Origin of the sequence: Rhizobium sp. Root1204 (assembly GCF_001424965.1) — a bacterium.
Classification (GTDB): domain Bacteria; phylum Pseudomonadota; class Alphaproteobacteria; order Rhizobiales; family Rhizobiaceae; genus Pararhizobium.
Map to the genome: position 1 here is coordinate 309302 of NZ_LMCZ01000040.1, position 19344 is coordinate 328645.

The following is a 19344-nucleotide window of genomic DNA, read 5'->3' on the forward strand; positions in this document are numbered from 1 at the left end:
ATTAACGTAGTCGCCGGGGCGAAGTGTGCACTGCAATACAGCTGGGACGACATTCACCGGACGCCCGTGGCAAGCGGTTCCGCGTTCGCCGTCCCTGCGGTGAAAACAAATCCCCATCCCCAAATCAATCGGCATCTCGCACTTGCAAAAAATCGTAGACCGGAGGACATTGCCCAATCATTGATCACATAAAGAACGGGAATATAAATTAGGCATGACCGCACGCCAGCGCATCATCCCGGTCCGCCGCGAATACAATCGCTGGGTCGCCAACCAGACGCTGGAAGACTACGCGCTGCGGTTCACCGCCAAGAGCGCCCGGCAATTCTCCTCGCAGCGCATTTCGCAGACGGCGATCGGGGCGATCTCGTTTCTGGCGCTGGAGGCGATCGGCGGCGCCATCACGCTGTCCTACGGCACCACCAATGCCATCATCGCCATTCTCGTCGCCAGCCTCGTCATGCTCGGCGTCGGCCTGCCGATCAGCCGCTATGCCATCCGCCACGGCGTCGATATCGACCTTTTGACGCGCGGCGCCAGCTTTGGTTATATCGGCTCGACGATCACGTCGCTGATCTACGCCTCGTTCACCTTCATGCTGTTTGCCATCGAAGCCTCGATCATGTCGGCGGCGCTGGAGCTGGCACTCGGCATCCCCGTCTGGATCGGCTATATCATCAGCGCCGTTATGGTCATCCCGCTGGTGACCCATGGTGTCCGGCTGATCAGCAAGTTTCAGCTTTTGACCCAGCCGTTCTGGATCATCCTCAATATCGCACCCTTTACCTTCATCGCGCTGGCCGACTGGAGCAAGTTCGACCTCTGGCTTGCCTTTCCCGGCACCAGCAAGCCATTCGGCGAACCCGGTACGCTCGCACCGTTCTCGCTGCTGGAATTTGGCGCAGCCTCCGCCGTTATCCTCGCCCTGATGGCGCAGATCGGCGAGCAGGTGGATTTCCTCCGCTTCCTGCCGCCGGAAGGCCAGCGCAAGCTGCATCACCGGCTTGCCGTATTCCTGGCCGGCGCCGGCTGGGTAATCGTCGGCGCGCCGAAGCTGCTGGCGGGTTCGTTCCTGGTCGTCCTCTGTCTCAGCGCCGGCGTTCCGGTCGAGGATGCCGCCGACCCCGCGCATATGTACCTGACAGCGTTCGGCTACATGATCCCGTGGCACAATGCGGCGCTGTTGCTGATGGCCGCCTTCGTCGTCGTGTCGCAGCTGAAGATCAACGTCATGAACGCCTATGCAGGCTCGCTCGCCTGGTCGAATTTCTTCTCCCGCCTCACCCATAGCCATCCCGGCCGCGTCGTCTGGCTGATGTTCAATGTGGCCATCGCGCTGCTGTTGATGGAACTCGGCATCTACAAGCTCTTGGAAGAAACGCTCGGCATCTTCTCGATCATCGCCATGGCCTGGCTATGCACGATCTCCGCCGATCTGTTCATCAACAAGCCGCTGGGGCTGGCACCACCCAACATCGAGTTCAAGCGCGCCCATCTCTACGATATCAACCCAGTCGGCACTGGTGCCATGACGGCATCGGCGCTGATCGCGTTGACGGCGCATTTCGGCGTGTTTGGCGCCATGGCCGCGTCGCTTGCGCCCTATATCGCGCTGATCACCGCCTTCCTCGTCTCGCCCACCATCGCCTGGGTGACAAAGGGCAAATATTACCTGGCCCGCAAGCCGCGCCAGAGCTGGAAGACGCTATCGACCGTTACCTGTTCGATCTGCGAACACCCGTTCGAGCCGGAGGACATGGCCTGGTGCCCTGCCTATTCCGCGCCGATCTGCTCGCTGTGCTGCTCGCTCGACAGCCGCTGCCACGACATGTGCAAACCGCATGCGCGCTTCAACGCGCAGACAGCGGTGGCGGCCAAGGCCTTGCTGCCGCAAAAGGTGATGGAAACGCTGTCCACCCGGCTCGGCCGATATGGCATCGCCGTCGTTCTGTCGGTTGCCGGTATCGGTATCATTCTGGCGATGATCGCCCATCAGACCGGCACGGCCTCGCCGGAGACAGCCTCGGTGATCAACCGCACCGTCGGCGTGGTCTTTTTCGTTTTTGCCGTGGTGACCGGGGTCGTCTGCTGGTTTTACGTGCTGGCGCATGACAGCCGCCTGGTGGCCGAGGAAGAATCCTCGCGCCAAAATACCCTGCTGCTCAAGGAAATCGCCGCCCACAAGAAGACCGACGCCGCCCTGCAATATGCCAAGGAGACGGCGGAGGCCGCCAACCGGGCCAAGAGCCGTTATGTGGTTGGCCTCAGCCATGAGCTGCGCACGCCGCTCAACGCCGTGCTCGGCTATGCCCAAATTCTCGAGCGCGACGAAACGATACCCGCCCCACGCCAGTCGGCGATCAAGGTCATCAAGCGCAGCGCCGATCATCTCTCCGGCCTCATCGACGGCCTGCTGGATATTTCCAAGATCGAGGCGGGGCGCCTGCAGGTCTATTCCAACGAGATCAATATCCAGGATTTCCTCGACCAGATCACCGATATGTTCCGCCCGCAAGCGCAGGCCAAAGGGCTGTTTTTCGAGCACGAACGCGCAAGCGCCCTGCCGCAATATGTCCGCACCGACGAGAAGCGCCTGCGCCAGATTCTCGTCAACCTGCTCTCCAATGCCATAAAATTTACCGATACCGGCACCATCCGTTTCGACGTCGCCTATCGCAGCCAGGTGGCGGCCTTCACGGTCTCCGACACCGGCCGCGGCATATCACAGGCCGACCTGCCGCGGATCTTCGAACCCTTCCAGCGCGGCGAGGCCGAGCATATCCGGCCGATGCCCGGCCTTGGCCTCGGCCTGACAATCACCCGGCTTTTGACCCAGACACTCGGCGGCGAGATCGTCGTCGATAGCGAGCGCGACAAGGGGTCGACCTTCCGGGTGCGGCTAATGCTGTCGGCGATCAATCGCCCGGCCGCCACCCTTCCCTCGGTCCGCAAGATCGCCGGCTACGCCGGACCACGCCGCACCATCGTCGTGGTCGATGACAACGAGGATCATCGCGACCTGATGCGCGAAGTGCTGATGCCGCTCGATTTCGTCGTGCTGACGGCTGCCGGTGGCATGGAATGCCTGACCTTGATCGAGGGGATCAAACCTGACCTTTTCCTCATCGACATCTCGATGCCCGGTATGAACGGCTGGCAATTGGTCACACGGCTGCGCGATCATGAACAAACGGCGCCGGTCATCATGGTGTCGGCCAATATCGGCGACGGCACGGCCGCCGACACCCATACGGGCCACAACGATACGTTGGCCAAACCCTTCGATATCCGCCAGTTGCAGGACAAGCTGGCGGTGCATCTGACCCTAGAATGGATCTATCGCGACACGGTGCAACCGGCGTTCAAGGCCAAGCCCAAACGCACCATGACGAACCCCGGCGCTGCCCATGTCGAGGAACTGATCCGGCTCGGTGAAATCGGCTATGTCCGGGGTATCGAGGCCAAACTCGCCGATCTCGCCCGGCAGGAGGAAAACCAGCCGTTTACCGATGCGGTCAAGACCTATGTCCAAGCTTTCGACCTTGCCGGCTATGCCGACTTCCTGCAGAACATCAACAAACAGGGGGGATCGGCCGGTGAATGAAGCAGTGCATCCGCGCGATATCGTGCTCATCGTCGACGATTCCCCGGAAACACTGGGTTTTCTCACCGACGCACTGGAGCAATCCGGCTTCTCCGTGCTGATCGCCACCTCTGGAAATGCGGCCATCAATGTCGTCGACCGCATCACGCCGGACGTCATCCTGATGGATGCCGTCATGCCCGGCATGAACGGCTTTGAAACCTGCCGGACACTGAAGACCAATCCGTCCGTGGCGCAGGTGCCAGTGATTTTCATGACCGGGCTGACCGAAACCGAACACATCGTCCACGCACTCGAATCCGGCGGCGTCGATTACCTCTCCAAGCCGATCAATATCGACGAACTGCGCGCCCGTATCCGCGTTCATCTCGCCAATGCGCGCTCGGCACAAAGCGCCCGGGTGGCGCTGGACGCGGCAGGGCGGCATCTGCTTGCCGTGCGCAGCAATGGCACCATCCAGTGGTCGACACCGCAGGCGACCCGCCTTGTCAATGCTGCAACAGGCCGCGACGACGGCCTGGATACGCTGGCGGTGCATATTTGCGGCTGGTTGCAGGAACGTGAAAAACACGGGGTATCCAAGGATGGCCCGCTGATGATCCATCAGAACGGACAGCCGGTATTGCAACTCGCCTATCTCGGAGCAATCGGCGGTGACGAATTCCTGTTCCGGCTGACCGGCGTCAGCCAAACCAGCGACGACGAAATCCTTCGACAGAATTTCTTACTGACGGTGCGCGAGGGGCAGGTCCTGCTCTGGATCGCCAAGGGCAAATCCAATCGCGATATCGGCGAGATTCTTGGCCTGAGCGCCCGCACCGTCAACAAGCATCTGGAACAGATCTATGTGAAGCTCGGCGTTGAAAATCGGGCGTCTGCGGCTGTGAAGGCCGCAAACGCGTTGCGCCAGGAATAGTCGATCAAGCAACCTTGTCGGGCGGCTCCCGGCCTTCGAAGAACGCGGTGATATTCTCCACCACTTTCATGCCCATGGCCGTGCGCGTTTCTTCGGTCGCACTGCCAAGATGCGGCAGGAGAACGACGTTCTCCAACGCCCGTAGGCGCTCCGGAACATTCGGTTCCGCCTCGAAGACATCCAGCCCTGCGCCCCGAATCGTGCCGGTTTCCAGCGCCGTAACCAACGCAGTCTCATCCACCACATCGCCGCGTGCCGTGTTGATCAGATAGGCGCCCGGCTTCATCACTGCCAGCCGCTGCGCATTGATCAAATAACGGTTTTCGCCGCCGCCCGGGCAGTGCAGCGACACAAAATCGGCAGCCGCCAACACGTCCTCCACGGTATCCAATTGCCGTGCGCCATAGCGTGCGGCTTCCACCGGATCGATCTTCGATCTGTTGTAAAAAACCACGTCCATATCGAACCCGAAATGGCAGCGCTTGGCCATCGCCTTGCCGATCCGCCCGAAGCCGATGATGCCCAGCGTCTTTCCAGTTACCTTAGTCCCGATCATGTGCGTTGGCCGCCAGCCGGTCCATTGTCCGGCACGAACCTCCCGCTCACCTTCCCCCGCCCGGCGCGCCACCGAAAGCAGCAGCGACATGGCGATATCGGCCGTGCAATCGGTCAGTACCCCCGGCGTGTTGGTGACGGTTATCCCGTAATGTTCTGCCGCCGCGATAGCGATGTGATTGTAACCGACACCAAAATTCCCCAGGATTCGGGTGCGCAGATCGCCCTCTTCAAACAGCGACGCTGGCAGACGGTCGGACACCGTCGGCAACACGGCATCAAACGATTGAAGCGCCTCGGCAAGAGCTTTGGCATCCATAGCAACATCCGAGGTGTTGAATGATGCGTCGAACCGTTCGGCAAGCACACGCTCGACGGCATCCGGCCAGCGCCGGGTCACAAGAATGCGTGGTTTTCCGTTCATGGTCTGCTCCGATTCAAAACTTCAAATCAGACATCTAACACAGGACGGCCCGCGATCCAGCCGCTGGTTTGTTGAAACAGACTTGCCAAAAACGGCAACCGGCGATGACGCATGCCGAATGCAAAAAGGCCCGGCAATGCCGAGCCTTTCGCAGTCCAGAAGGACTATCAGTGCTCACCTGAGAACGATTATTTGTCGTTTTCGAAGTAGCTGTACTTGCCGTCGTCACCCTTCTTCCAGGTGTACATGACGTAGTCCGGACGGGTGATGTCGCCCTTTTCGTCATAGCCGAACTCGCCGATAACGGTCTTGAACGGACCCTTGCCCTTGATGTTCTCGGCAACAGCCTGCGGATCGTTGCCGCCGGTGGTCTTGGCAGCTTCAGCGATAACCTGCAGAGCGGAGTAGGAGTAGAGCGTGTAGGCTTCCGGCTCAAAACCGTTGGCACGGAACTTCTCAACGAGCTCCTTTGCAGCCGGGTTCTTGCGCGGATCCGGAGCGAACGTCATCAGCGTGCCGTTGACTGCGTCACCAGCGATCGAAGCAAGTTCGTTCGAGACGATGCCGTCGCCGGACATCAGGGTTGCCTTCAGGCCCTGGTCAGCCATCTGGCGCATGATCAGGCCAGCTTCCGTGTGCAGACCGCCGTAGTAAACCAGCGATACACCGGCTTCCTTCATCTTGGCGATCAGAGCCGAGAAGTCCTTGTCGCCAGCGGTGATGCCTTCGTAGACGGCTTCCTTGACGCCGGCTTCGTTCATCGCAGCCTTGGTCAGGTCAGCAAGGCCCTGGCCGTAAGGCGTCTTGTCGTGAACGACGGCAACCTTGGCGTCCTTGAAGTTTGCAGCGATGTAAGCACCGGCAACAGCACCCTGCTGGTCGTCACGGCCGCAGGTACGGAAGGTGTTCCACAGGCCGCGTTCGGTGAAGACCGGGTTGGTGGATGCAGGAGTGATCTGCAAGATGCCGTTTTCAGCATAGACTTCCGAAGCCGGGATCGAGACGCCGGAGTTGAAGTGGCCGATTACGAATTTGACGCCGTCAGCAACAAACTTGTTGGCAACGGAAACGCCCTGCTTCGGATCGGAAACGTCGTCGCCGAGCACGATCTTGATCTGTTCGCCATTGATACCACCGGCAGCATTGATGTCTGCTGCGGCCTGCTCAGCACCCTTCTGGAGCTGTGCGCCGAAGGCTGCGTTCGGACCCGTCAGCGGGCCAGCAACACCAACCAGCAGGTCAGCCCATGCAGTGCCGCTGAAAGCGACCATTGCAGTCAGCGCAACAGCTGACAAAAGTGACTTTTTCATCTTGTTACTCCCAAAAAAATTGAGCGGGTGCCTTTTTAAACCAGTCACGATACCCACCATAATCGCGCCGGTATTCTTATCTCCGTGCCAGTATCAAAGGCTCTGACGCGGGGTTCCCTCTGTCATTTTGACTTCCACGAGAAAGGCGACACCTTCTCGTAAAGCCAGTAGTAATTGTTGGTCATCTGCTGCGTACGGTAGTAACGATAACCAGCCGTAGCAAACAGCAAAAGAATGATCGTGTCCACGACATAGTACTGTAAAGTCAACATGCTGCCGTTGAAAAGCGCATGATGGATGAACCGGATCGCCACACCCAGAAGTAGCGTATAGAATACCAGGACCCGGTAGCCGCTCCAGCCTTCGGCCGCACTCTTTCCGGTGCGCCACGCCGTCCATCCACCCATCACGATGGTGATCAGCGCGAAGTACAGAACCGAGGGTTCTTCGTAGAGAATGCCTTGCATTCCGTTTCTCCCCTTCAAAGCGCCGTGCGATTTTCAAACCGCATGCGAACGCTCCAATATATCGGATAGGCAAACCGGCCCGGCTCCAAGGAAACCTCTGACGCGGGCCGGAATGCCATCAATGATGACCGCCTTCGAGATAGGCGGCGCGCACTTCCGGATTGGCCAGCAACTCCTTGCCGCCGCCGCTCATCGTCACCTTGCCGTTGACCATGACGTAACCACGGTGCGACAGCTTCAGGGCGGCAAAGGCATTCTGCTCGACGAGGAATACCGTCAGGCCTTCCTCTTCATTGAGCTTCTTGATCGCGGCAAAGATGCCCTTGACGATCAGCGGCGCCAGACCAAGCGAAGGCTCGTCGAGAAGCAGCAGTTTCGGACGTGCCATCAGCGCGCGGCCGATCGACAGCATCTGCTGCTCGCCGCCCGAAAGCGTTCCACCGCGCTGCGCCTGGCGCTCCTTGAGGCGCGGAAACAGCGTGAAGATCTTTTCCACGTCCTCGTTGAAATATTTCAGATTGTCGAGGCTGGCGCCCATCTGAAGATTTTCATAAACCGTCATGCGCGGAAATATCCGCCGTCCTTCCGGCGACTGGGCGATCCGCAGCCGCGCGATCTCATGCGTCGGCATCCGGGTGATGTCCTGCCCGTCAAAAATAACCGAGCCGGTTTTGGCCTGCGGGCTGCCGCAGATCGTCATCATCAGTGTCGACTTGCCGGCACCGTTGGCGCCGATCATGCAGACGATTTCGCCACGCTTGACTTCCACCTCGACGCCCGCAAGCGCTCTGATGTTGCCGTAATAAGTCTCGACGTCTTTTACATGCAGAAGGTTACCGCTCATTTGTGCGTATCTCCCGGCGCAACTTCGGCGATTTCCTCGATCTGTTCGATCACCTCTTCGACCTCATCATCTTCAACGCCGAGATAGGCCGCAATAACCTTCGGATCGTTCTTCACATGGTCCGGATTGCCATCCGAAATCTTCTGACCGTATTCCAGGACGACGACATGGTCGGAAATTTCCATGACCACGGACATGTCGTGCTCGATCAGCAGGATTGAGGTTCCGGTATCCTTGCGGATTGAGCGCAACAACTCGTTGAGCGCCAGCGATTCGCGCGGATTGAGTCCAGCTGCCGGTTCGTCGAGGCAGAGGAATTCGGGCCCGGTGCACATCGCGCGGGCAATTTCCAGACGGCGCTGGGCGCCGTAAGGCAGATCGCCCGCCGGATCGTCGGCCCGGTCAATCAGGTTTGCCTTGTCGAGCCAATATTTTGCCTGTTCGATCGACTGCGCCGCCGCCCGCTTGTAGGCAGGAAATCCAAGAAGGCCGAGAACCGTGTAGCCCGATGCCAGCATCAGCTTGTTATGCTGCGCAACCAGGAGGTTTTCCAGAACCGTCAGGCCCGAGAAAAGCCGGATATTCTGGAACGTACGAGCCACCTTGGCGTCGCGGTTGACCTCGAAATCCGACATGCGCTCGAGCAGGTATTCCTTGCCCGCCTTCTGCCGCATCGTGATCATGCCCATCGTCGGCTTGTAGAAGCCGGTGATGCAGTTGAACACCGTGGTCTTGCCGGCCCCGTTCGGGCCGATCAGTGCAGTGATGTCGCCACGATAGGCTTCGAACGACAGGTCGTTGATGGCCATCAGGCCGCCGAAGCGCATCGACAAATGGTCGACTTTGAGGATTGGATCTTTCGTCATCGTATTCGTTCCGGCCATGATCAACCGTGACCTTCCTTGGTGAAGCTGCCGGAGACATTCTTGCGCTCTCGCAGGAATGCCGTGGGTTCGCGCGAGCCGACAAAGCCGCGTGGTTTCCACACCATGACAATGATCATGGCCAGGCCGAAGATCAGCATGCGATAGAGTTCCGGGGTAAAATCAGGCCCGAAGATATGTTTCAGGAATTCCATTTCACGCAGCAACTCGGTGCCACCGATCATCAGCGTCGCCGCAACAGCGATACCGATCAGCGAGCCCATGCCGCCCAGAACCACGATGGCAAGAATGATAGCCGATTCCAGGAAGACGAAGCTTTCCGGCGAGACGAAGCCCTGGCGAACGGCGAAGAAGGAGCCGGCAAAGCCACCGAACATGGCACCCGTTGCGAATGCCGTGAGCTTGGTCGTCACCGTATTGATGCCGAGCGAGCGGCAGGCGATCTCGTCTTCGCGCAATGCTTCCCAGGCACGGCCGATCGGCATGCGGCGCAGACGGATCGTCACGAAGGCTGTCAGCAGGCAGAGCGCCAGGATCAGGTAGAACAGGAAGATTTTGTAGTATGCCGACGACATCGGCAACCCGAATACCTTGGCGAAATTGTTCGATGCACTGACATCGAACGACCAGATACCGAAAACCGAGGCCTTGGCGATACCGGAGATACCGAAGGTACCCTTGGTAACGGCGGTCCAGTTGATCAGAACCAGCCGGATGATTTCGCCGAAGGCGAGCGTCACGATCGCCAGGTAATCGCCCTTCAGACGCAGAACCGGGAAACCGAGGATCATGCCCCAGAGAGCCGCAAAAATGCCGGCCATCGGCAACAGGACCCAGAACGACAGACCGAAGTAAGACGACAGCAATGCGTAGGAATATGCACCGACAGCATAGAAGGCGACATAACCGAGATCAAGAAGGCCCGCGAGGCCAACAACGATGTTCAAGCCCCAGGCCAGCATCACGTAGATCAGAATCTGGATGCCGAAATTATCGACCCATTTCAACGAGCCCTGGAAGCCGAAAATGGCGACCATGATCGGCGGATAGACAAGCAGGACCGCGACCGCGATCATGCTGAAGTTGCGCGTCACGAAGCCGGGTTCCTTCACGCCTGCACTGGCCTTTGAAGCCTTGCGCTCAGCGAGATAGGGACGGATGAAGGCCACCGACAGGAAGCGTCCAACCGCGGCGATGGCGACGAAAACCGCCAGCAATCCCCAGCGTTGAACGAGGACCAACTCGTTCAGGATGTTCTGGTCGGTCTTCAGGCCGACGAACAGAACGAACAGGCCAAGGGCGACGAGGCCCGCATAAAACGCCTCGCGCAGAGCCCGCGCCATCAGATTGCTGCCGGCGCTCTCAGGTGTGTTGGTAATGTTTGCCATTGAATTATACCTTCTCGACTTCCGGCCGACCCAGAATACCAGACGGCTTGAAAATCAGCACGATGGCGAGGATCGAGAATGTCGCGACATCCTTGTAGTCGATGGTGAAATAGGCAGACCACAGAGACTCGATGAGCCCGATCATCAGACCGCCCAGCACAGCTCCCGGCAGTGAGCCGATGCCACCCAGAACCGCGGCCGTGAAGGCCTTGACGCCCGGCGTGAAGCCATCCGTGAAGACGATGACACCATAATACATCAGGTACATGGTTCCGGCGACAGCAGCCAGCGCCGCGCCCATGACGAAGGTGATCGAGATGGTTTTGTCGACGTCGATGCCCAGCAATGCCGCCATCTTGCGGTCCTGCTCGGTGGCGCGCTGCGCACGGCCAAGCGGCGTGTGGTTGACGATATACCAGAAGATCGTCAGCAGAACCGCAGTCACCACAACAATGATGATCTGTTTCAACGAGATCGAGATGCCGAAAACATTGTAAACCGACGACACCAGCGGCGGGATCGGCTTGTTGCGCGGGCCTTGCGTCACCTGAATGAAGTTCGACAGAGCGATGGACATGCCGATCGCGGTAATCAGTGGCGCGAGGCGAAACGAACCGCGTAGCGGGCGGTAAGCCATCTTCTCAATGACCCAGTTCCACAACCCGGTCATCAGCATCGCCACGATGATCATGACGAAAAGGGCAAGTGCGATCGGAACACCGCCGAACAAACCCACAAGAACCAGGTAAACAATAAGTGCTGCGAAACCGCCAAGCATGAAGATATCGCCGTGAGCGAAGTTCACCATGCCGATAATGCCGTAAACCATTGTATAACCAATGGCAATCAAACCGTAAATAGAGCCAAGAGTCAGCCCGTTGACGAGCTGCTGGACAAAATACTCCATCAATATCCCCCGGGTCTGATCCTAGTAGGTCAGACCTCTTCTTTTCGTGGCTCTTTCTGAGCCTTTTCGATAGAGGATTCCATAATGCTTTCAGACCAAAAGTGAAGCTTAAAATGATGCTTTCCTGAATTTCTTTCCCATTTTAGTGATATTGACGCTTAAACAGTCGAAAAATCAAAAATAGTGCAGTTTACGCCCTGTTTTTGGGCATAAGACCGTGAATTATACGGTTAAACATGGCCTCGCCCCGGCGAGCGCGTTCAACGCCAGCCGGGTCTATGAAATGCCGCGACTGCAATCGAACGGTCAGGATCGCATGCGCGAACCGTTGGCATCGAAAAGCGGCTGCATCTGCAGGCGGGCGGGCAGCATCTCGCCCAGCAATTCAACTTGCCACCCCTCGACCTCATCCGCAACCTCCTTTGGAACATAGCCTATCGCCACCGAAACACCGGACGCATGGGCATAGCCGCCCGATGTCACCCAGCCACAGACCTTGCCGTTCAGCGAGATCGGCTCGTCGCCGATCACATCAGCGTCCCTGGCCTCGATGATGAAAGTGCGTAGCCGCAAGGTGCCGCCTTCGGCCTTTTCCCTGGCCGCCGCCTGCTTGCCGATGAAGTCAGCATCCTTCTTCAGGGCAACGAATCGCCCGAGCCCGGCTTCGAATGGCCCGTAAAGCGGGCGGTATTCGCGCGACCAGCTGCCGAAGGATTTTTCGACTCGCAGCGCGTTAAGCGCCCGCAGCCCAAACGGCCTGATATCAAATTCTGCACCAGCCCCCATGATCAGGTCGTAGAGATAGCGCTGATATTCCGGCTTCATCCAGATTTCATAACCGAGATCGCCGGTGTAGCTGACACGGCCGACGATTGCAGGCGCCATGCCGAGATCCATCCGGCGGATATCCATGAAGGCAAAGGCCTCGTCGGACATATCGAGATGCGTCAGCTTGGAAATCAGCGCACGGGAATTGGGGCCGGCAATCGACAGCCCGACCAACTGCAGGTTCAACGCTTTCAGCGTCACCGAGCCGCCCTTCGGCAGATGGCTCTCGAACCAGCGCATATGGTAATCTTCCGCAATGCCTGAGCCGATCAGCAGGAAATCCCCTTCCCCGAGCTTTGCCAGCGTGAAGTCGCCGATCAGCTTGCCGTCGTCCTTCAGCATCGGCGCCAGCGACATCCGGCCAATAGCCGGGATGCGGCAGGTCAGCATGTGGTCGAGCCAGGCTTCCGCGCCCTTGCCGGTGATCGTGTATTTGGCAAAGCCGGAGGTCTCCATCACACCAACGCTGTTCCGCACAGCCTTGGCTTCGGCACCCACAACGTCGAAATCGTTGGAGCGGCGCCAGGAGAATTTGTCCTCCTCGCCCTTCGGCGCGAACCACAGCGGCGCTTCCAGCCCATAGGAGGCCCCGAAGACGGCACCTGCGTCCTTCAGCTTGTCGTAGATCGGCGTGGTCAGGAACGGACGCGCACCCGGCAATTCTTCGTTCGGATAGCGGATCGAGAAGCGGCGGGAATAGTTTTCGCGCACCTTGGCATTGGTGAAGCCGAGCGTGGCGAAATCGCCGTAACGCGAGACGTCCATGGCAAACACGTCAAAGCCCGGGTCGCCATAGATAATCCAGTTGGCCAGCGCCAGACCGACGCCACCGCCCTGGCTAAACCCGGCCATGACGGCGCAGGCCGACCAGTAGTTGGTGAGGCCACGCACCGGGCCGACGAGCGGGTTGCCGTCCGGCGAGAAGGTGAAGGGGCCGTTGATGATCTTCTTGATGCCGGCATTGTTGAAGGCCGGGAAGTGGCGGAAACCGACTTCGAGTTCAGGCGTGATACGCTCGATATCCTCGGCCAGCAATTCATGGCCGAAGTCCCATGACGTGGTGATCGGCGACCACGGGCGGCAGGCCTTTTCATAGGTACCCATCAGCATGCCATTGCGTTCCTGGCGCAGGTAAATCTCGCCATCGAAATCGACGCAATGCATCAGTTCCTTGCCGCGCGTCTGGTTGAATTCGATGACTTCCGGCATGTCCTCGGTGATGAGATACATGTGCTCCATGGCCAGCACCGGCAGTTCCAGCCCCGTCATGCGGCCAACCTCGCGTGCCCACAGACCAGCGGCGTTGACGACATGCTCGGCGATGATCTCACCCTTGTTGGTGATCACCCGCCATGAGCCGTCCTCCAGCTGGACAAGATCCTCCACCTTGGTGTGCAGGTAGATATCAGCGCCGTTCTTCTTGGCGGATTTGGCATAGGCATGGGTGGTGCCATAGGGATCGAGATGGCCCTCGACCGGATCGAACACGGCGCCAACGAACTGCGTGGGATCAAGCAGCGGCATCAGCTCATGCGCTTCCTTCGGCGTCAAAAGCTCGGCTTCCAGCCCCATATATCGGCCCTTGGCAAGGATCGACTTCATCCAGTCGAACCGCTCCTTGGTTGCCGCCAGCATCATGCCGGACGTCATGTGGAGGCCGATGTCCTGGCCGGAATACTCCTGGATTTCCTTGTAGAGTTCGACCGTATATTTCTGCAGCTTGGCGACGTTCGGATCGCCATTAATCGTGTGCATGCCGCCGGCCGCATGCCAAGTGGAACCGGAGGTGAGTTCCGAGCGCTCCAGAAGTACCACATCGGTCCAGCCGAACTTCGTCAGATGATAAAGGATCGAGCAACCGACGACGCCGCCGCCGATAACGACGACCCTGGCATGGCTTTTCATGGATATTCTCCGGTTTCGGGATTGCTTGCGAAAAGCATCCCGCTCAGTTAAGCGAAATCTTGGCTGTCGAAACCGTACCGGCAAAGCCGCCGCTGTGAAAGATATCCCTGCGAACAGGTCTTGCCCATTCCCGCCATCGGCTACTTCAGGAGCGCCGTAAAAACGTCATGCGATGCCGCTTTTATCCCCGGACGGAGAAACCGGCGGAGAGATCGAATTCCCGGCCCATCACTTTCAGATCATCGAAGAGCGCGACGGCGAAGCTGCGCATGACGATCAGCTCGAATTCGTTCTCACCGGTGCGGGCCAGATTGACGCTGATATGGCCGCAAAGCACATTGACGGATGTCCCGGTCTCGAAGATCGCCGGATGCAGATCGGTGGCAATGCCCTTGGCAAGGATCCGCCGGACATTGGGGCCGGACAGCCTGAAAACGACGCGGCCATCGCTCTGATCGACAATGTAGGCCGTCTCTGCCAAAAGCAGGGACAAATTGCGATGCAGGCTTTCCGCCGTTTGCGGCTGCGACACAGCCAGCCACTCGCCGGGTCCCGAAAAGCGGGCTGACGCATCGCCCGAAGCAGCCAATCCAGCAGCCACAGAAGCCTCCTCGCCGTCCATAGCCATAACCGAAACGATTGCGACAACGCGCGGAATATCCAGATGGTCAACCGCGCGAATGCCCGGTTCCAGCGGCAGCAGATCATCCAGGGGATGGCGGGAAATATAGGTTCTGCTCATGTCCGCATCCGCCTCAGGAGTTCAGTTTCGTGTTGCCGGGATCGACGAAGACAGGATTGCAGATTTCCGCCACCGTCTCGGCGCCTGCCAGCTTGTCCCAGACGACGACCCGTTCGCCATAGCGCTCGCGGCCCGATTTGAGGAAGGCCAGCGCGATATCGTGTCCAAGCGTCGGCGAGAAGCAGGCGGAGCTGACATACCCCTGATCGTTCAGTGTCGATGGCTTTGCACCCTCGCGCAACAGATGCGCTCCGGCGCGGATATGCTGGTCCGTTTCCACCGGCTTCAATCCAACCATCTGCATGCGGTCGGCGGCCGTCAGACCGTAACGGGTCGAAAGCCGCTTGCCGATGAAGTCCTGTTTCTGCGCCGAGACCATACGGCCGAAGCCTGCATCGTCAGGCGTTACCCGGCCATCGAATTCGGCATGCGTGACGTGTCCCTTTTCGATGCGCAGAACGTTCAGGGCCTCCAGCCCGTAAGCACAAATCCCATGCGCCCTGCCCTCTTCCATGATGGCATCGGCAACGGCCTCACCAAGCCCCGCAGGCACCGCAAGCTCATAGGCCAATTCACCCGAAAACGAGATCCGGAACAACCGCGCCTTCAGTCCGCCCCTCAGGGTGACGGTACCGGCGGCAAGGAACGGAAAGGCCGCGTCGGAAATATCATCCTCGACCAGCGTTTGCAGGACCAGGCGCGCCTTCGGCCCAGCAATCGCCATCTGCGCCCATTGATCGGTCGAGGAGCAGAAGCGCACCTTGAGATCCGGCCAATGCACCTGCGCGCAATATTCCATATGGGACATGACGCCGCCGGCCAGCGCCGTGGTGGTAGTCATGACAAAATGCTCGTGCGACAACCGGCTGGTCGTGCCATCGTCATAGACCATGCCATCCTCGCGCAACATCAAGCCGTACCGTGCCTTGCCGACCGGCAGCTTCAAAAACGGATTGCAGTAAAGCCGATTGAGAAATTCCGCAGCGTCCGGCCCGAAGATCTCGATCTTGCCGAGCGTCGAGACATCGCAGAGACCCACATTTTCTCTGATAGTGAGGACTTCCCGGTCGGTGCTTTCGCGCCAGGTCTTTTCGCCACCGCGCGAAAAATAGGCGGGGCGGAACCACAGGCCGGAATCGACGAACACGGCACCGTTTCGCTGTGCCCAACCATGCAACGGCGATTTGCGCACCGGCGCGGCATGCTCGTCGCGCGATGTTCCCGCCAATGCGCCGAAGGCGACCGGCGTGTAGAACGGCCGGAACGTGGTCGTGCCGACATCGGCCGGACTGATGCCCTGCATCGCGGCCAGAAGGCCAGTGGCATTGATGCCGGAGAGCTTGCCCTGATCGGTCGCCATGCCGTTTGTCGTGTAACGCTTGGCATGCTCGACATGGCCAAAGCCCTCTCGCAGGGCAAGCCCGATATCCCTGACGTGGACATCGTTCTGGAAATCGACAAAGGCCTTTGCCTTGGCGCCCGGCGAATACCACAGCGCCGTAAACGAGGGATCGATTTCGCCTTCGACGGCAGGCGCCGTGTGGGAAACGGCCGAAAATCCGAGATCGGCAGCGAGAACCGCCGCTTTGTCCGCACCGTCCTTCAGACAGCCAGCCAAAGTGTAGCGCCCCGCCGCGGCCCCGGCGACAACAAGCCCATTGCCAACGTCCGGCGCCAGAAACGTCTTCAAATCCTCGGACCAGACGGCCTTGGCTCCGCGCTGGCAGGCAAGATGGATAATCGGGTTCCAGCCGCCGGACATGCCGATCGCATCGCAGGCAATCGTCTGCTCGAAGCCCGAGCGCTCTACCACGACACCGGCTACGCGCTGACGCCCCTTGGTGTCGATGACCGACGCCGATCGAATGACCCGAACGCCGTCCGGCGCACGATCAGAACCATCAGCGCGGCTGTCGATGATCGCAGCAATGTCGACACCATGCGCCGTAAGATCAGCGGCTGTGCGGTAACCGGCGCTGCCATTGGTGAAAATTGCCACCGATTTTCCGGCCGCCACACCGAAGCGGTTGGCATAGGTGCGCATGGCGCCGGCCATCATCACACCCGGCTTGTCATTGCCGCCGAAGACCAGCGGCCGTTCCTCGGCACCTGTCGCCAGCAACGCCCGCTTTGCGATGATCCGCCAAAGCCGTTCGACCGGCAGTTTCGCCTGCGGCAGCGCCACATGCTTCTGCACCCGCTCGACCGCGCCAAACACATTGTCATCGTACCAACCGAAAACAGTGGTGCGCGGCATCATCGTCACATTTGGCAAGGAACGGAGTTCCGCGAGGACCCTCTCGGCAAAATCCTGCGCAGAAGCGTCGCCGATCCGCGCAGTCTCGCCAAGCAGCGAACCGCCCAGCCTGAAATCCTCGTCCGCCAAAATGACCCGCAAGCCCGCGCGGCCAGCGGCAAGCGCCGCCATCAACCCCGTGGGGCCAGAGCCGACAACCAGCAGGTCGCAATGCGCCCAGCATTTTTCATAGGCCTGCGGATCGCGTTCAAGCACTGCGCGTCCAAGCCCTGCCGCCTTGCGGATGATGGGCTCATAGATCTTCTCCCAGAAGGCCGCCGGCCACATGAACGTCTTGTAGTAGAAACCTGCTCCAAGAAACGGCGACAACAGGCCGTTGACGGCGCCGATATCGTATTTCAGCGATGGGAACCGGTTCTGGCTGCGGGCGTCCAGACCGGAATAAAGTTCGGCAACCGTTGCCTTGGTGTTCGGGTCACTATCCGCGCCCTTGCCGACGGTGACGAGCGCATTCGGTTCGGACGGCCCGGCGGTGACGATGCCGCGTGGCCGGTGATATTTGAAGCTGCGGCCGACCAGAAGCTGATCATTGGCAAGCAACGCAGAGGCGAGCGTATCGCCCGAAAATCCGGTCAGGTTCCGGTTATCGAACCGGAAATCGAGAGGCGCACTGCGATCGACCAGACCGCTGGAGGCAAGGCGATACGCTGTCATCGGCCAGCCTCCCGCGCAACAGTGGCAGCGGCAGCATCCGTGACGGAAAACACCTCATGGGTGAATGTATCGCGCTCGACCACCAGCCAGCGGCGGCAACCGGCAACATGCTGCCAATGCTCGCGGTAGCGGCCGCGCGGATTGCTGCGGATATGGACGTAATCGTTCCAGGCCTCGTCGGACGCTTCCGGATCGGGGCGGACCAGCGACGCGTCGCCGCGGATCGAAAACTCTTCCTTCGGCCGGACGCCGCAATGCGGGCAGTGAATGAGGCTCGCCATGCTTTTCAGATCTCAATGCAGGTTGGGCTGTGGACCAGCGCCGTGTTCATCGATGGGATAGCCGCGTTCGAAGCGATCGAGGCGCAGAAAGCGGGCGACGGGATGGGTTTCGTTCTTGGCGATCAGATGCGCAAAACACCATCCGGATGCCGGCGTCGCCTTGAAGCCGCCGTAGCACCAGCCACAGTTCAGATAGAGATTGTCGATGGGCGTGTGGCTGATGATCGGCGAGCCGTCCATGCTCATGTCCATGACGCCGCTCCAGGAGCGGAGCACACGCACCCGCGACAGGCCGGGGATCATCGTCACCCCTTCTTCCATCACGTGCTCGACCGTCGCCAGATTGCCGCGCTGGGCATAGGAATTATAACCGTCGATCTCGGCGCCGAAAACAAGGCCGCCCTTGTCCGACTGGGAAATGTAGAAATGCCCGGCGCCATAGGTGATAACATGATTGATAGCAGGTTTCAGTCCTTCAGTAACAAAGGCCTGAAGGACGTGGCTTTCGATCGGCAGCTTCAGGTCGGCCATCTCTCCGACGCGCGAGGTGTTGCCGGCTGCCGCCAGCCCGAGCTTGCCGCAACCGATGAAACCTCTGGATGTCTCGACGCCGGTGACGACGCCGTTGTCGCGGCGGATGCCAGTGACTTCGCAATTCTGGATGAGATCGACACCAAGACGATCGGCGGCGCGGGCATAACCCCAGGCCACGGCATCATGACGCGCCGTGCCGCCGCGCTTCTGTAACAGACCACCCATGATCGGAAAGCGGGCATGATCGAAATTCAGGAAGGGCAACATTTTCTTCAAGGCGGCGCGGTCGAGCAACTCGGCCGGAACACCCTCCATCCACATGGCATTGCCGCGGCGGATATAGGCATCGCGCTGGCCGTCATTGTGGTAGAGGTTGATGATGCCGCGCTGTGACAGCATGGCGTTGTAGTTGAGGTCCTGCTCCATACCTTCCCAGAGCTTCATCGAAAACTCGTAGAACGGCTCGTTGCCGGGCAGCATGTAGTTGGAGCGCACGATGGTGGTGTTGCGGCCGACATTGCCAGAGCCGAGATAACCCTTTTCCAGCACCGCGATGTTCTTGAGGCCGAATTCTTTCGCGAGATAATAGGCTGTCGCCAGCCCATGGCCGCCACCGCCAACGATGATCACGTCATAGTATGGCTTCGGTTCCGGCTGGCGCCAGGCCGGCTTCCAGTTGACGTTGCCCGTCAGCGCGTTCTTAACGATGGAGAATGCCGAATAACGCATGCCAGTCCCAGTTCCACCCATCCTGTTGCAGTGCAATCGCAGCTCTACCGCACCA

The 19344-nt window shown here is 59.5% G+C and carries 14 protein-coding genes; 2 read left to right on the top strand and 12 right to left on the bottom strand.

Features of this window, described 5'->3' with window-relative positions; all coding sequences use genetic code 11:
- The first annotated feature begins 214 nt into the window (after window positions 1-214).
- Together ASC96_RS25905 and ASC96_RS25910 are read left to right on the top strand one after the other, a co-directional pair.
- On the top strand, window positions 215-3604 hold the full coding sequence (locus ASC96_RS25905) for an ATP-binding protein (RefSeq protein ID WP_060505917.1): 3390 nt from the start codon (window positions 215-217) through the stop codon (window positions 3602-3604).
- A complete protein-coding gene (locus ASC96_RS25910) occupies window positions 3597-4520 on the top strand; it encodes a response regulator (protein WP_060505918.1) in 924 nt (307 codons plus the stop codon). Before ASC96_RS25905 ends, ASC96_RS25910 begins: the two co-directional genes overlap by 8 nt.
- A 4-nt stretch (window positions 4521-4524) precedes the next feature.
- Here the strand turns inward: ASC96_RS25910 and ASC96_RS25915 are convergent, their stop codons facing one another.
- From ASC96_RS25915 to ASC96_RS25970, 12 genes are all read right to left on the bottom strand, one after another.
- Window positions 4525-5499: a D-glycerate dehydrogenase gene (locus ASC96_RS25915; protein WP_060505919.1), complete on the bottom strand. Its 975-nt coding sequence runs from the start codon at window positions 5497-5499 to the stop codon at window positions 4525-4527.
- Window positions 5500-5687: 188 nt separating this feature from the next.
- Window positions 5688-6809, bottom strand: coding sequence for a branched-chain amino acid ABC transporter substrate-binding protein (locus ASC96_RS25920; protein ID WP_060505920.1), 1122 nt, complete (start codon window positions 6807-6809; stop codon window positions 5688-5690).
- 122 nt (window positions 6810-6931) lie between these two features.
- Entirely contained in the window at window positions 6932-7276 is a 345-nt protein-coding gene (locus ASC96_RS25925) for a DUF6867 family protein (protein WP_060505921.1), read from the bottom strand.
- Between the two features lie 118 nt (window positions 7277-7394).
- Window positions 7395-8120, bottom strand: a complete 726-nt coding sequence (locus ASC96_RS25930) for an ABC transporter ATP-binding protein (protein ID WP_060505922.1) — start codon at window positions 8118-8120, stop codon at window positions 7395-7397.
- The gene (locus ASC96_RS25935) at window positions 8117-9007 is read right to left on the bottom strand and encodes an ABC transporter ATP-binding protein (RefSeq protein ID WP_162246396.1); all 891 of its coding nucleotides are present in this window, start codon (window positions 9005-9007) and stop codon (window positions 8117-8119) included. Before ASC96_RS25935 ends, ASC96_RS25930 begins: the two co-directional genes overlap by 4 nt.
- Window positions 9007-10392, bottom strand: a complete 1386-nt coding sequence (gene livM, locus ASC96_RS25940; RefSeq protein WP_060505924.1) for a high-affinity branched-chain amino acid ABC transporter permease LivM — start codon at window positions 10390-10392, stop codon at window positions 9007-9009. The genes ASC96_RS25935 and livM overlap by 1 nt, the downstream gene beginning before the upstream one ends.
- A gap of 4 nt (window positions 10393-10396) precedes the next feature.
- Window positions 10397-11299 (bottom strand): branched-chain amino acid ABC transporter permease, encoded by a 903-nt coding sequence (locus ASC96_RS25945; protein WP_060505925.1) that lies wholly within the window; start codon window positions 11297-11299, stop codon window positions 10397-10399.
- A gap of 306 nt (window positions 11300-11605) precedes the next feature.
- A complete protein-coding gene (locus ASC96_RS25950) occupies window positions 11606-14032 on the bottom strand; it encodes an FAD-dependent oxidoreductase (RefSeq protein WP_060505926.1) in 2427 nt (808 codons plus the stop codon).
- 181 nt (window positions 14033-14213) lie between these two features.
- On the bottom strand, window positions 14214-14774 hold the full coding sequence (locus tag ASC96_RS25955; protein ID WP_060505927.1) for a sarcosine oxidase subunit gamma family protein: 561 nt from the start codon (window positions 14772-14774) through the stop codon (window positions 14214-14216).
- 13 nt (window positions 14775-14787) lie between these two features.
- Window positions 14788-17745 (bottom strand): sarcosine oxidase subunit alpha family protein, encoded by a 2958-nt coding sequence (locus tag ASC96_RS25960; protein WP_060505928.1) that lies wholly within the window; start codon window positions 17743-17745, stop codon window positions 14788-14790.
- Window positions 17742-18026 carry a sarcosine oxidase subunit delta gene (locus ASC96_RS25965; protein ID WP_060505929.1) on the bottom strand — a complete coding sequence of 95 codons (285 nt, stop codon included), beginning with the start codon at window positions 18024-18026 and terminating at the stop codon, window positions 17742-17744. The genes ASC96_RS25960 and ASC96_RS25965 overlap by 4 nt, the downstream gene beginning before the upstream one ends.
- A gap of 12 nt (window positions 18027-18038) precedes the next feature.
- The gene (locus tag ASC96_RS25970) at window positions 18039-19289 is read right to left on the bottom strand and encodes a sarcosine oxidase subunit beta family protein (protein WP_060505930.1); all 1251 of its coding nucleotides are present in this window, start codon (window positions 19287-19289) and stop codon (window positions 18039-18041) included.
- Between the last annotated feature and the right edge of the window lie 55 nt (window positions 19290-19344).